The 14,117-nt window shown below is 60.4% G+C and carries 14 protein-coding genes; 12 read left to right on the forward strand and 2 right to left on the reverse strand.

Going from position 1 to position 14,117, the window contains the following annotated elements; genetic code table 11:
• Nucleotides 1-254: 254 nt before the first annotated feature.
• The 3 genes from EOA36_RS10770 to EOA36_RS10780 are packed head-to-tail and all read left to right on the forward strand — an operon-like array spanning nt 255 to nt 2,046.
• Entirely contained in the window at nt 255-773 is a 519-nt protein-coding gene (locus tag EOA36_RS10770; RefSeq protein ID WP_127277608.1) for a hypothetical protein, read from the forward strand.
• A complete protein-coding gene (locus EOA36_RS10775; protein ID WP_127277610.1) occupies nt 770-1,168 on the forward strand; it encodes a phage holin family protein in 399 nt (132 codons plus the stop codon). Before EOA36_RS10770 ends, EOA36_RS10775 begins: the two co-directional genes overlap by 4 nt.
• Complete coding sequence (locus tag EOA36_RS10780) at nt 1,165-2,046, forward strand: hypothetical protein (RefSeq protein WP_127277612.1); 882 nt, start codon at nt 1,165-1,167, stop codon at nt 2,044-2,046. Before EOA36_RS10775 ends, EOA36_RS10780 begins: the two co-directional genes overlap by 4 nt.
• Nucleotides 2,047-2,106: 60 nt before the next feature.
• Here the strand turns inward: EOA36_RS10780 and EOA36_RS10785 are convergent, their stop codons facing one another.
• Complete coding sequence (locus tag EOA36_RS10785) at nt 2,107-2,829, reverse strand: hypothetical protein (protein ID WP_245464316.1); 723 nt, start codon at nt 2,827-2,829, stop codon at nt 2,107-2,109.
• Between the two features lie 502 nt (nt 2,830-3,331).
• Here EOA36_RS10785 and EOA36_RS10790 point away from each other — a divergent pair.
• The 8 genes from EOA36_RS10790 (at nt 3,332) to EOA36_RS10820 (ending at nt 11,315) form a co-directional block, all read left to right on the forward strand.
• Complete coding sequence (locus tag EOA36_RS10790; protein ID WP_127277614.1) at nt 3,332-4,501, forward strand: glycosyltransferase family 1 protein; 1,170 nt, start codon at nt 3,332-3,334, stop codon at nt 4,499-4,501.
• A gap of 2 nt (nt 4,502-4,503) precedes the next feature.
• A complete protein-coding gene (glf, locus tag EOA36_RS10795; RefSeq protein ID WP_127277616.1) occupies nt 4,504-5,634 on the forward strand; it encodes a UDP-galactopyranose mutase in 1,131 nt (376 codons plus the stop codon).
• Nucleotides 5,631-7,316, forward strand: a complete 1,686-nt coding sequence (locus EOA36_RS10800) for a family 1 glycosylhydrolase (protein WP_127277618.1) — start codon at nt 5,631-5,633, stop codon at nt 7,314-7,316. Before glf ends, EOA36_RS10800 begins: the two co-directional genes overlap by 4 nt.
• 404 nt (nt 7,317-7,720) lie before the next feature.
• Entirely contained in the window at nt 7,721-8,419 is a 699-nt protein-coding gene (locus EOA36_RS10805; RefSeq protein ID WP_189343611.1) for a methyltransferase domain-containing protein, read from the forward strand.
• Nucleotides 8,420-8,524: 105 nt separating this feature from the next.
• On the forward strand, nt 8,525-8,737 hold the full coding sequence (locus EOA36_RS37005; protein WP_135863588.1) for a hypothetical protein: 213 nt from the start codon (nt 8,525-8,527) through the stop codon (nt 8,735-8,737).
• A gap of 148 nt (nt 8,738-8,885) precedes the next feature.
• The gene (locus tag EOA36_RS10810; RefSeq protein ID WP_127277622.1) at nt 8,886-9,719 is read left to right on the forward strand and encodes an amidohydrolase family protein; all 834 of its coding nucleotides are present in this window, start codon (nt 8,886-8,888) and stop codon (nt 9,717-9,719) included.
• Nucleotides 9,716-10,906 (forward strand): glycosyltransferase family 4 protein, encoded by a 1,191-nt coding sequence (locus tag EOA36_RS10815; protein ID WP_189553167.1) that lies wholly within the window; start codon nt 9,716-9,718, stop codon nt 10,904-10,906. The genes EOA36_RS10810 and EOA36_RS10815 overlap by 4 nt, the downstream gene beginning before the upstream one ends.
• A 64-nt stretch (nt 10,907-10,970) precedes the next feature.
• Entirely contained in the window at nt 10,971-11,315 is a 345-nt protein-coding gene (locus EOA36_RS10820) for a low affinity iron permease family protein (RefSeq protein WP_127277628.1), read from the forward strand.
• An 18-nt stretch (nt 11,316-11,333) separates the two neighbouring features.
• Here the strand turns inward: EOA36_RS10820 and EOA36_RS10825 are convergent, their stop codons facing one another.
• Entirely contained in the window at nt 11,334-11,642 is a 309-nt protein-coding gene (locus EOA36_RS10825; RefSeq protein WP_127277630.1) for a SemiSWEET transporter, read from the reverse strand.
• Between the two features lie 226 nt (nt 11,643-11,868).
• Between EOA36_RS10825 and EOA36_RS10830 the strand changes: the two genes are divergently transcribed.
• On the forward strand, nt 11,869-14,117 hold a 2,249-nt coding region (locus EOA36_RS10830; RefSeq protein WP_189553169.1), incomplete at its 3' end, for a DEAD/DEAH box helicase.

The following is a 14,117-nucleotide window of genomic DNA, read 5'->3' on the forward strand; positions in this document are numbered from 1 at the left end:
CTTCCGTACCTGCCTTTCAAAAGTCGCCAAGGTTCATGGTCGAGCAAGCGGAAGTAACGAAACTCTCAATGTACCTCAAGCCGACACCATAAATAAGCGAACGCCGGAACGTTTGAGGAAATGGCAAGTTGCCCCGTCAGGAGGAACACGCACATGAACGGTGTCATTTATCTGATCGGATTGGTGGTCGTCGTGCTCGCGATCCTTTCGTTTCTAGGCCTCCACTGATGGTTGGCCCGACATGGGAGACTGGCATGGCATCTGAACCGAAACCTAACCCCGATTTCTCGCAGGCCCAGCGAGAAATTGCCGGCCGCGCCGACGAGGCGGGGCGCGTGGCCTCCGACATTCTTGGCTCGGCCAAGGACGATATTTCCCGGAAAGCCAAGGACGTGGCCGCAGAAGGCAAGGAAGCGCTATTCGACAAGGCCCAGCTTGCACAGAATACCCTGACGGGTGCGGTCGCCGCGCTTGGCGGCGCCGTCCGCGCGGCCAGTGAGCACCTGGCCAACAGCGACCAGAAAGCGGCGGCAAAATTTGCCCTTGAAGCAGCCGGCAGTCTTGAGCGTATGTCCGCATCGCTCAACGACAAGCCCTTCGAAGAAGTCCTGGCCGAAGTCCGCGCTTTCGGTGGCAGCAATCCGGCGGCGCTGTTCGGTGGAGCAATGCTCGCGGGTCTGGCATTGGGTCGCTTTATCAAAAGCTCGTCGGCGGATGCCCACGCTAAAGATCGTCCCCAATCCGATGTGGCAGCCGGGAGGCATACGCCATGACCCCCGGCAGCCAAGAGGACCGAAGCCTGATGACGCTGATCGGAGATCTGTCGCAGCAGGTTGTTACGTTGGTCCAGACCGAGGGCAGGCTGCTCAGGACTGAGCTCTCGGAAAAGGCCGAAAAAGCTGGCGCGGGTGCAATCGAGGTTCTGGGCGGCGCCATTTGCCTTCTGGCCGCCTTGATGGTGCTTTTACAGGCCCTGGTGATCGCGCTCTCGAAGACCCCTCTCGGACCCGGATGGTCGTCGCTGCTGGTCGGCATCGTAGTCGCCGTCCTCGGCCTCTTCTTGGTGAAGACAGGCTCCGCGAATATGAAACCATCCGAATTAACGCCGGATCGCACCGCCGCGCAGCTGAAGAGCGACGCAAAGATAATCAAGGACCAAGTCAAATGATCGAGAAAACATCCGCCGAACTTCAACGTGAGGCCGAAATCGCGCGGGCCAACGTTTCCGACACCGCTGAATCCATTCGCAACAAAATGACGCCAGGCCAACTCATCGACGAGTTCTCAGGGCTCTTTGCAAGTGGCGATAGCAGCTCGATGCTCGGCGCCCTCAAGTCCCAGGTTGGTGCCAATCCGCTTCCCGTCGCTCTCGTCGGCGTGGGGTTGATGTGGCTGATGGCGGGACAAGGAGCGCAGAAGCCATCTGCGGTCAATGGTGCCCCCCGCTCGACGGTGCGTCCCGACTTCGCGGATGATCTCGGGGCCGTGGATCGTCCTTTCGACACCGAGGGCCTGACAAGCGGCGTGTCCGGCGCCTTGTCGGGCGCAATCGACAAGGCGAAATCGATCGTCGAAGATGCGGCGGATGGCGTGCGGTCGTCCATGGCCGGGGCTGCTTCGAGTGTTTCGGACAGCGCAAGCCAATATGGTGCGAGCACCGTTGATCAGGCCAGCAAGGCAACCGCTGCGGCGGTGGATCTGATTCGCCAGGAACCGCTGGTGCTGGCGGCGGTGGGCCTGGCGTTCGGGACGGCAGTAGGAGCAATGCTTCCACGCACCGATTTCGAGGATCAACAGATCGGTAAAACAAGCGACGCGGTCCGCGACAAGGCGAACGAGCTGCTCCATCAAGGCGTGGAAGGCGCCAAGGATGTTGCCGCTCAAGCCTACCAGACAGTCAAGGACGAGGCCGACAAAAAGGGCTTCAGTACCGATCCTGCTTCGATCATCGACACAGTTGCTGACGTCGTCCAAACCGCTGGCTCGGAAACCGAAAAGGCCGTCCGCGGCAAGATCAGTGACGCAAGCAGAGAGCGGGCGAAGTGACGTTGGTGTTCGGCTTGGTTTCCCGAATGAGGGCGTTGGGTCCAGCGTTGATGGGTGAAATCAAGCCACGTTGGACCATGCCTGTCTTGCCAGGTCGCACTTTGCGACACCGTACCGCCAGCGATGACCTGTCGCGGCCCTGCGGCTCTGGTAGAAAAGCGCCAGCCGATTGCCCTCGATGACGACGGTCGAATGCCCATTTTCACCTGGTTCTCCAGGGTCAAGAACCGGCCCGACCGTGCGGTAAGGGCCCTCGACCTGCTCGGCGAGCGCGAAAAAGACCCGCTGGCGGCTGCCGCGGGGCCCTTCGGGGAGAAAGCATGTGGCGTTGAGCAGAATGCGGCCGCCCGGCAACTCGACAAGCTGCGCACCCTCGATGCCCCATTCATAGTCAGGGTGCTCACGCGAATTGTGGTGAGGCAAGTCGGCATGGTCGAGTATCTTGCCAACCCGCTTCCAGGGCCCAAACCACGAATCCGACTGGCTGCGCGCGAGATAAATGTCGGGCTGCGGAACCTTGGTAAACCGTGGCATGCCTGAATAGACGATGTAGCGCTTGCCACCGATGAGGGCCGGATGCGGATCGTAGATTCCGTCCTCATCCGTACCGGGAAGTGCATCGATCGCGGACCCCAGCAGGGTCCAATCGAAGCCGTTGTCCGAGACAACATGCTCACAGCGGCCGCCCGATTTCATGAACTCGGTCTGGATGAACATATGAAAGACGCCGGCCTCGAAGATCACACCGGGGGCCGCCACCCCCGATCCGACGAGCGACAGCACGATCGGTTCATGCTCGGTCCATGGCCCCTCCATCCCAGGCGCGGAGGCATGGAGAATCCTCCACGTCTCGTTCGTCACCGTGCCACTTGATCCGAACATGTGCCATCGGTGCCCATCGAAAACCGGGCACGGGTCCTTCACATCATCGACGTTCGTTGGCTGAAACAATGGGAAGACATTTGTTTCAAAAGTGACTGACATCAGTCCCTCGTTAAAACTTCGATTTTGCCGACAACTGCGCTGGGCAGAATCGGTTTCACCAGGCGAGTTTCTACCGTTGCGCGAACAGGCGCAACGGGAACCCGCTGCGTTGCGCAGGTCCAGCCCGGGCGGCGTTCGGACTTGCCGCTCGCTCAGGGGCATCGAATTCAATTCAGCAGCGGAACGAGTGTCGCTTAGCCAAGTTAGCCCCTTAGCTGACATCACATCTTAAGGCCGTTATTAACATTTGTTGTACGGCCACGCCTAATAGAATTTCTTCACAGAATTAAGGGACGCTTAAATGAAAAACCGGGCAGTAGCGAAGGACCATGTAACTTCATCTGATTCCTCTCTGTTATTGTGCTTCTCTCATTTGCGATGGAATTTCGTGTACCAGCGTCCTCAACACATTCTGACTCTCGCTTCGAAATCCCAGAAGGTCGTTTATTTCGAGGAGCCCATCTTCGAGTCTGTCGCGAAGGCCTCGATGCGAGCCGATCTGATCTCGCCATCCATCACAGTCGTGACGCCGATCCTACCGCTCGGGACAGATCCGGCGGATGCCACAAAGATCCAGCGAAATTTCGTTGACCAGCTCATCGCGGCGACGCCCCAACACCTGCTTACACTGTGGTACTACACGCCGATGGCGCTGCAGTTCAGCGACCACGTCCTATGCGACGTGTGTGTCTACGACTGCATGGACGAGCTTTCCGCGTTCAAGAACGCTCCGCCTGAACTGATCCAGATGGAGCGGAAACTTCTCGAACGCGCCGATATCGTCTTCACCGGCGGCCAAAGCCTTTACGAAGCCAAGCGCGGCCTGCACCGCTCGATATTTCCATTTCCGAGCAGCATCGACTTCACACACTTTCATCAGGCAAGGGCGACCGGAGAGGACCCGCACGACCAGATCCAGATTCCCCATCCACGGGTAGGCTATTTTGGGGTCATCGACGAAAGGCTCGACGTCGGCCTGGTGGCCCAGGGAGCCCGCGGCATGCCCGACATCCATTTCGTCATGCTCGGGCCGGTCGTCAAGATCGATCGCGACAGCCTTCCGCGAGCCGCCAACATCCATTGGCTTGGCGGCAAGGATTATGCAGATTTGCCGAACTATCTCAGGCATTGGGATGCGGGGTGGATGCCGTTCGCGCTCAATGCGGCCACCCGCTACATCAGTCCCACGAAGACCCCGGAATTTCTCGCCGCCGGCGTTCCGCTGGTCTCCACCGCGATCGTTGATGTCGTACGAACCTACGGCGCCAAAGGTCTGGTTGAGATCATCGATGCAAGCGATGCCGAGGTGAAAATCCGATCCGTCCTGGCCCGACCACGCGACAGCTGGCTCTCCCGTGTCGACGCTTACCTCGTCGACATGTCGTGGGAGAAGACCTGGGTCGCAATGGCCGGACACCTCGAGCACGCCCATTCGAGGAAGAACGTCGTCGCGTTCAGACGGAGCGCTTGATAATGTTTGACTGGATGATCGTGGGTGCCGGCTTTGCCGGCAGTGTGTTGGCCGAGCGCATCGCTTCCCAGCGAAATGAAACTGTGCTGCTGATCGACCGACGCAGTCACATCGGCGGCAACGCTTTCGATTGCTACAATGAGGCTGGTATCCTGATCCATCGATACGGACCGCACATCTTTCACACCAATGCCCAGTCCATCGTCGAGTATCTCTCCCAGTTCACCGCGTGGCGGCCATACGAGCATCGCGTCCTGTCACAAGTCGACGGAAAGCTGCTGCCCATTCCGATCAACCTCGATACGATCAACCGGCTTTACGATCTCGATTTGACGTCGGAGGCGCTGGAAGGGTTCTTTGCCGCTCGCCGCGAGCGGGTCGAAGAAATCCGCACCGCCGAGGATGTCGTCGTCAGCACAGTCGGCCGCGAGCTCTATGAGAAATTCTTTCAGGGCTATACTCGAAAGCAGTGGGGGGTGGACCCGTCTCAGCTCAGCAAATCGGTGACGGCGCGCGTTCCGACGCGAACCAATCGAGACGATCGGTATTTCGGCGACAGCTTCCAGCAAATGCCCGCCGAAGGATACACGCGCATGTTTCAGCGCATGCTGGACCATCCCAATATCAAGATCATGCTGCAGACGGATTATCGCGACGTCAGGGCAAGCATCCCGTTTCGCCGGATGATCTATACCGGACCGGTCGATGAGTATTTCGACTGGAGGCTTGGCGCGCTGCCCTATCGGTCACTGCGGTTCGACCACATCACGCTGGATCAAGAGCAGTTCCAGCCTGTCGCTGTCGTGAATTATCCCCAGACCGAAGCGTATACGCGCATCACAGAATACAAGCACCTCACCGGCCAGCAAAGCACGAAGACCAGCCTCACTTATGAGTATCCGACTGATGTCGGTGACCCCTATTATCCGGTGCCGCGAGCCGAAAACGAAGTGCTTTATAAGCGGTACGAAGCGCTTGCGGCCGAAGTCCGCGACGTCTGGTTTGTCGGCCGCCTGGCGACATACCGATATTACAACATGGACCAAGTCGTAGGTCAGGCCCTTGCCACCTTTGGACGGATTCAGATGCAGCTGGCTGCGGGCGCGTCGACCGCGGTCGAGGCAGCGGAATGAATGGGCCGCTCGAAATGTGGGGGGGTGTGGAATGCAGCCATGTTCGCGCCGGCCCAATCGTGCGCGATCAATTGTCGGAAACCGGGCATCTGCATCGGACCGAGGACCTTGAGCTGATTGCGGCACTCGGGATCCGAACACTTCGCTATCCGGTGTTGTGGGAACTGGTTGAACGCACGCCCGGCTCCTATGACTGGAGCTGGACGGATGCCAGACTCCGTCGTCTCAGGGAACTTGGTATCGAGCCGGTTGCCGGCCTGTTGCACCATGGCAGCGGCCCGCCTTGGCTGGACATTCTGGATCCCGATTTTCCGGGGAGTTTCGCGCGTTATGCGGGGGCGGTTGCCCAGCGCTATCCCTGGTTGAAGCTTTACACACCCATCAATGAGCCGCTGACCACGGCGCGCCTGAGCGGGCTCTACGGCCTCTGGCATCCGCACGGTTCGAGCGAGGCGATTTGCTTCCAATTGACTGTCGCCCAATGCCTGGCGACCGCATGGGCGATGAGGGCGATTCGCAGCCTGACGCCAGCGGCGGGTCTGGTACAGACGGAGGATGTCGGGCGGGTGTTTTCAACCGAAGCTCTGGCCTATCAGGCAGACCATGAAAATGAACGGCGCTGGTTGGCTCTGGATTTGCTGGCCGGGCGCGTCGATCATCGACACCCTTTCCATGGCCGGCTCCTGGAAGCAGGAGTCCGTGCTGCGGATTTGTCATCGCTTGCGGCCGAGCCATGCGTACCGGACATGATCGGCCTCGACTATTACCTGACAAGCGACCGGATGCTCGACGACAATGTCGACCGCTATGAGCACGAACGCGTCGGCGGGAATGGCATCGACGCCTATGTCGATAGCGCAGCAGTCCGGTCCGATCGCCGCCAGGAGGCGGAGTTGGGCCATCGGATCGACGAAGTCTGGCAACGCTACGGCTTACCGATCGCGATCACTGAACTGCACAATGGATCGACCCGCGACGAGCAGGTTCGCTGGCTGGCGGAGGGATGGAAGGCGGCGCAGGAGGCCAGGGCTCGCGGCATCGATGTCCGCGCGGTGACGGCTTGGTCCGTCTTCGGCGCTGTCGACTGGAACTCTTTGCTGACCGCGCGGAGCGGATTTTATGAAAGCGGAGCGTTCGACGTTCGGGGCGGCGTCGCCCGGCCAACCGCCCTTGCACAGACGATTGCACAACTGGCCGCGCGGGGGGCCGTTGACCATCCCGTTCTTGATGGGCGAGGCTGGTGGAGGGAGGAGCATGCATCCGGGACGTGTGATGCACGACCCCTCCTCCTCGTGGGTTTCGGCCGCACAATCTCGACCATCGAGGAATGCTGTGCTTTGCGCAGGCTTACGGTAGTCGCGGCGGCCGCAGCCCGGGTTAAGGCATCCATCGCGGATCAGCGCGCATGGGCGGCGATCCGCGTGGAAGGGCAAGGCTCCCGCAAGGATGCCGCCTCGACAATCAGGCTCGTATGCCACTATCCCGACAGCACCGAGCTCCTGCTCCAGGTCAATTCGACCGCGCCGACCATCGACATGTGCCATGCTTTTCTCGATCTGGTTATCGATGGCGAACGCGGTTCGCTCGAGATGCTGCACTCTGGACCAGGCAATCAATATAGTTTCGGCAGGCTGACCATAGGGACCGAGCGCTCGGTCCAGGCTGAAAGCTTCGTTGCTTGATCCCTTTCAGGCATCAACCCTGGGGCGCCACCGGAGACAATGCCGGCGATTTGCATGCCCCCGGATCAACTAAAACTATCACTGCCCGACAAGACTATCGGCCACCCTAGAGTTAAGCCTGTTGGCAAAAGCATACCTTTGTGCCGCTTCCATGACTCGGCTCAGCTGGTACTTCTAGGGAATGGATGGGGCTTTCCCCAGCGTAACAAGGAGGCACGCGGAAGCAACGTCCACAGCAGGAACTTGGGCCGCCGCGCTGAGCTCAGTGGACATGACGCCGATCAGCGCCGGCGCATGCGCTCATGTTTGACTGTTTGGAAATTGTAGCGGTGAGCTATCTCTCCGTTCGGCTATCGGCACCGGGATATCTTGCATCGGCCCCAATGCTGGAAATGGAGACCCCAATGATGAAAGTACGCCAGCATTTCCCCGCTCCGGGAATGGTGGACTTCGGAGATCTGAACTTCATCGAGCCATTGAGCCGCGCATTTGGTGGCGATCGTGGCAGGCCGCTTGATCGCTATTATATCGAAAGCTTTCTGGAACGGCACGCCGGCGACATCAAGGGCCGCGTCGCCGAGATTGGGGATGACGTCTACACGAGACGTTTCGGCGGGGAGCGCGTGGTGCGGTCCGACATCATCGATTCTCCAGAAAGCGCCAATCCGTGCGCCACAATCAAGTGCGACCTCCAGCGTGAGGAAGACATCGAGGCAGCATGCTTCGACTGCATGATCGTCACTCAGACCCTCCACATGATCTATGACATCCGTGGGGCCTTGGCGACCGTCCATCGAGCGCTGGCGCCTGGTGGGGTCGTGCTGGCCACCGTTCCTGGCATTACGCCGATCGACGCGCTGGATGGTCCTGAAAAGTGGTTCTGGGCTATGACGCAGAGCGCCGCCCGACGCCTGTTCGAGGAACGGTTCGGGCGTGCCGGAGTCGTGGCCGAACAGTTTGGCAATGTCCTGGCAGCGACGGCCTTCCTGCAAGGCATGGCCTTTGAAGAGATTGATCGCGCCGACCTCGACGTCATTGACCCGCTATATCCGGTGATAACGGGGATCAGGGCATCCAAGTCGATGCCCACCCGCGTCGTGTAGGCCAGGGTCAACACTTCCGCGACTGTCTTTTATGCACGTGGGCGTCCTTCAGCCGTGAGCGTGCACGTGGGACGGAACTTCGTCCGATCTGCGAGATTGCGTTCGATGGGCACTTCTGCACGAACAATCCGGTACCAGATCGACGAGATGATGGGCGACGAACTCGTCGCCAGCCATGCAGTGAACGGACATGACCCTGTCGATGCTTTGGAGCAGATCGTCGCGGGTCCATTTATTGAGCGCGGGCAGCATTTGCGCTGGTACCGGGTCGTCGACGAGGCGAGTGCCAGCGTCTTCGAATACAGTGTTCCATCGTGAACAGCCCACCCTCACCCGCATCAAGCCCCTGGCTCAGCCTGCCATGTGCACCTCGCGGCTAGCGGATGCCGACCCTCAATAGAATGTCGGCGTACGATTTCCGGGAACGCGGCACGATCATGCTCGTTGTCGAACAGGGAGACCACTCATGATCATAGACGCGCATCTCCACACGACAGGCCAGGAGACAACGGCGGGCGTGCTGCACACGCTCGATCAGGCCGACGTGGACGTGGCGTTCCTGCTCGCCCCGTTTCTGACACCGCCCTATTCGCTCGCCGACGCCGGCTCGCTGAGGGCGGGCAATCGATATCTATCGGACCTGCTTAAGGCACACACGGATCGGCTCGTGGGCTTTGCTGTCGTCAATCCTCTCCACGATGATGCGGCCGAAGATCTTGAGCGCGCCGCCGAGTTGCCAGGTATCCGTGCTTTGAAGATGGTGCCTACCGGATGGTATCCTTACGATGATTGTGCGCATCGGGTCTACGAAGTCGCGGCCCGGCTTGATCTGCCGATCCTGTTCCACAGTGGCATCTTCATTGACGGACGCTCCGGACGGTTTTGCCGGCCCAGCTTCTACGAAGCTGTCAGGGATTACCCTGGTCTGAGGGTAACGCTGGCGCACCTCGGCTGGCCCTGGTGCGATGAGGCGAACGCCGTCGGGGTGATCGATCGCATCAATGGGATCGACCCGGCTGAGAGCCAGTTTCGTTTCGATATCTCCTTTGGGCCGCCACCGATCTATCGCGAAGACGTCTTCCGCAAGGCAATCGACGTCATAGGTCCGCGGTCCATCCAATTCGGAAGCGACCGTTTCCTTCCATGCGAGGGGAGTCACATACGGGCGGCAATCGACGAGGTGATGGACATCTTCGATCGTCTTGAGGTGAGCGTATCGGATCGCAAGACGATCATGAGCTACACGGCATCGGAATGGCTGCGCCTCGACCAATCCGCCGAAGACAGTCCCGCCTCATGACACGCGCCCCGCACATCGTGGCCAAACCCGGCGAACAGATCCACGTTCTGGAAGTCTTGGGAAATGCGATCGTCGGCGGCATGGAAAACTACGTCCGCAATCTCATCGCCTGCCTGCCGGCGGAAGAATACAAGGTGTCGCTGTTGTGTCCCTTCGAGAGCGCGTTCACCAAGGCGCTGCGCATCGAGGGCCGCGACGTCTTCATCGCGCCTCTGCGCGACGACCCCCCATGGCGGACAATCGAGTTGATCTGCACGCTCGTGCGACAGCATGGCGTCCATCTGCTTCACGCCCATCTCATGAACGCGCACACGGCGACCGCGATTGCCGGTAAACTGACCGGAACACCAACCGTGGCGACGCTGCATGGCATGAGCCTGCAACCGCAGGAAATCAGCGTCGTACGCAACACCGGCAGCCACACGATCGTCGTCTGTAGGGAAGCATGGTCGCAGGCTATGGCGGTCGGGCTTGCGCCCGATGCCGTCAGCCTGGTCCCCAATGGCGTCGATCTGTCGACATACAATCCCCAGTCGGCGGATCCCGCGGACTTTCGTCGGGCCATCAACATTGGTACCGACGATTTCCTGATCGGTTTTGTCGGTCGCCTCGCGTGGGAAAAAGGTCCCGACAAATTCCTCAAGGCGGCCGAGTATATTTTGCAGCGCCGGCCCGACATCCACTTTGCCATGATCGGTACCGGTGTGATGGAAACCGAGCTAGCAGAGGCGGCAGGCCGTGCAGGCATAAGCGCGCATTTCCACATGGCGGGCCTTTGGCCGCAACCAAATAAGGCTTATCCGTCGCTCGACATGATGCTGCATACGTCGCGCGCCGACGCCATGCCCCTGGCGATCCTGGAGGCCATGGCCTCCGGCGTGCCGGTGGTCGCAATCGGGGTCGGGGGGGTCCCGGAAATCATCGAAACCGGAGAGACGGGAATTCTTATAGGAACAAGCGAATGGCCGGGGATTGTGTCCGAATACGCGGGCGATTGGGAAGGTGTCGCGCAGGCAGCGTTGGCCCTGATCGGACAGCCGAAGCGTCTGAAAGACATGTCGGCAAAGAGCGTCGTCAGGGCTCAAGCTTATTATGACATTCGTCGCTCGGCCTCGGCGACCAGCCAGCTCTTTCGCCAAATGCTCCGGCCCGCTCTCGAACAGGCCCGGCTTCATTCCGTGACGTGACCTTCCTTCGGATTGATCGTTGACGGCGAAATAGAGCGGCCACCCCCTCACCGGAGGCAGAAGCATGGACGTCGGAAGCATCCTTACAAAACTGGGCACGCTCTCTGCGCGGCCATGGGCGTTTTTGATCTTGCTGGGCTACGGCGCCCTGTGGGCAATTTTCGAGCGGGAAAGCCTCGACTGGCATGGCGCCGCTACATTGGCCACGTGGGCGATGACGCTCTTCATCCAGCGCGCTGAGCACCGGGACACGCAGGCGATTCAGGCCAAGCTGGACGAACTCATCCACGCCAACGGCGCTGCCCGAGACGAGGTGACCACGATCGATCAGAAAGAGCCAGAGGAGATTGAGCGGCAGAGAGATGCCGAGCAATCCGGAGGGGCAGCCCGACGTCGTGACACCGCATGATCGTGAACTGTCTACTGCTCACTGCTCTGTCGGCTCGGCAGGATCCAGAGCGTTTGCCACGGCGTCCTTCTTAGTGCGCGGAAGGAGCGTCATCGACAGGATAAATGTCGACAGGATCAGGCAGACGCCATTGGTGATAACGATCGGCCATTCCTTTTTGATAAGCCCGAAGGTGAGCCAAAGCGCAAATCCCAACACTGTGATTGCGTACATCGGCGCCGAAATGCCGGCCGTATCTCGGCTCTTGATGATCTTCCAGGCTTGCGGCGCGAAACTCGTCGTCGAGCAAACTGCGGCCAGAGAGCCAATGATCGTTTCAAACTCCATCCAGTGCTAACTGCCCGGGCCCATTTTGGTTCATCAGCGACTTCGAAATTATCCGACATCCCACAGTTCTCCTGGATTGCCCTCCTCAGTCATGCGCCGGCGATAACGGTGTCCAGCGGGAACGGAGGACTAGCGCGCAAGTTGAACACAGAACGTCTCCAGCCGGAATGCCATGACAAAGCCAAAACCCATAGATCGTCCGCCTGACGTGGTCGGTCGGAGTGCATTGCCTGACGCCGGCCTTCCCACCGATGAGCGGCGGACCACATGGCGTGTGAGTTCCTCGGCGATAGGCGCAAGGCTGATCGAGCGCGTTCGTGATGCCGGCCCCGATGGCGTGGTCTTCATCGCGCGAAGCGAGAGCCAGGCGGAGGAAGTTTCCATCTGCTGCAAGGCGTTCATGCCCGAGTCTCAGGTAATCCTGTTGCCGCCATGGGATTGCCTCCCCTATGACCGTATCCAACCCTCGCGTGAAAGCATGGGCAGGCGCGTTGCAGCCCTGGTCGCAATGGCCGAGCCAGCCTTTAGCCCGGCTCGACTGGTTGTCACATCGCCAGAGGCGGCGCTGCAACGCATCGCGCCGGTGAAGGCGATGGCGACGGCATTCATAACCCTGTCCGCAGGCGAACCTTTCGACATCGACGCGCTGTCCGATCGCTTGTTGTCGCTTGGTTATCTCCTCGACGATCGGGTCGACGAGGCCGGCGAATTTTCCTTGCTCGGTCAGGGGCTCGATGTATATCCGCCCGGTGCCCCGAATCCATATCGAGTTTTCATTGAAGACGGTGTGGTCTCCAGCATCCGTTCCTATGATCCTGTCACGCAACGCACGCTCGAACCGGCGCAGACAATCGAAATCGTGCCTGCGACGGAGCTTATGGCTGCCAATATGGAAGCCGACCTGGCGGATGTGTCGAGTATCGAGTCGCGGATTCTCTCAGCCGATGTCGAACTGGCCAGCATCTTTGCGCTTTCGCCGCGAGCCTCGATCATCGTGGGGCCAGGCGTCGACGACCGTTTCGACGCCGCGATCACACTGATCGACGAAGCTCGCCATGCACGCGACAAGCAAAGAGGTCGCAAGCCGACGGCGGAGCGTTTCTACCTCGATCGCCGTGCCTTGAATGCGGAATTGAAGCCCCGGCGAACCGACCTTGAAACAGCCGGCTTGACCTCGGCTCCCGACTTCATCGGCGAACCGAACCCGTCCAGGGCCGCAGCGGCATTTGCAGACGAAATGGCCCAGGCGGGATTGCGGGTCGTGCTTGCCGGTGCGGCCGCCGACGTTGATCGCCTTGCGAGGACCGTCGGACGGACGCTCTCGCGAGAAATCGAGGAAGCCGCAAGGTGGCCAGACATCCTCAATGGTGAGCCGGGCAGCGTCGTGCGGTTCGCGGCCGACATTGAAGACGGTTTCATCGATCAGACCGCTGCGCTGGCTGTCCTTGCAGGCGCCAACGTTTTTGGCACCAGGTTCAACGCATCAACCCGAACTCGCACCGGGCTGATCGAGGAACCCGATTTGCGGGTTGGCGATGTCATCCTTCATGAAGATCATGGTCTTGGGGTGCTGCGGGCGCTTGAAACGCTGGAGCTGGACGGGAAAGTCGCTGAGGCCGTCCGGCTGGAGTATCACGGCGGCGCGTCGCTTCTCGCCCCCGTAGACGAATTTGGCCGCATCTGGCGCTATGGGGCGGAGGCGGACGCGGTATCGCTCGACAAGCTCAAGGGCGACGGGTGGGCCAAGCGCCGTGCGCAACTCGACGTGGAGATCGACGAAACCGCCGATCATCTCGTCAGGCTGGCCAAGGAGCGCGAGAAGAACGGTGCTCGCGTGCTGACCCCGCCACGCGCTGCCTATGCCCGCTTTGCTGCAAGGTTTCCTTACCCCGAGACCGTGGACCAGTCTGCAGCGATCGCCGCCGTTCTCGAAGACCTGTCGTCTGGTAAGGCGATGAACAGGCTGGTCTGCGGCGATGTCGGATTCGGCAAGACGGAAGTGGCATTGCGGGCAGCGGCGGTCGTTGCACTGAACGGGGGCCAGGTAGCAGTCGCGGCGCCCACGACCGTGCTGGCGCGCCAGCATTTCGAAACTTTTTCTCGACGGTTCGAAGGGACGGACGTCACCGTCGCGCTTCTGTCCCGCACGGTCGGCGCGGCCGAGGCGGAGGCGGTCAGGGCTAGCCTTGCCGACGGGTCGACAAGAATTGTCATCGGGACGCAGGCCATCGCAGCCCAGGACGTGACATTTGCGGATCTCGCCTTGCTTGTCATCGATGAGGAGCACCGGTTCGGCGTCAGGGTCAAACAGGAGCTTCGTGGCCTAGCGCCTCGACTTCATGTGCTTTCTATGAGCGCGACCCCGATACCGCGCACCCTTGCGGCTGCGATGGTCGGGGTCCAGGAGGCAAGCTTGCTCACCACCCCACCTGCGAGGCGGCGACCCGTGCGAACCGAGCTCTCCCCATTTGATAC

The sequence above is a fragment of the Mesorhizobium sp. M8A.F.Ca.ET.021.01.1.1 genome (assembly GCF_003998025.1).
Taxonomy (GTDB): domain Bacteria; phylum Pseudomonadota; class Alphaproteobacteria; order Rhizobiales; family Rhizobiaceae; genus Mesorhizobium.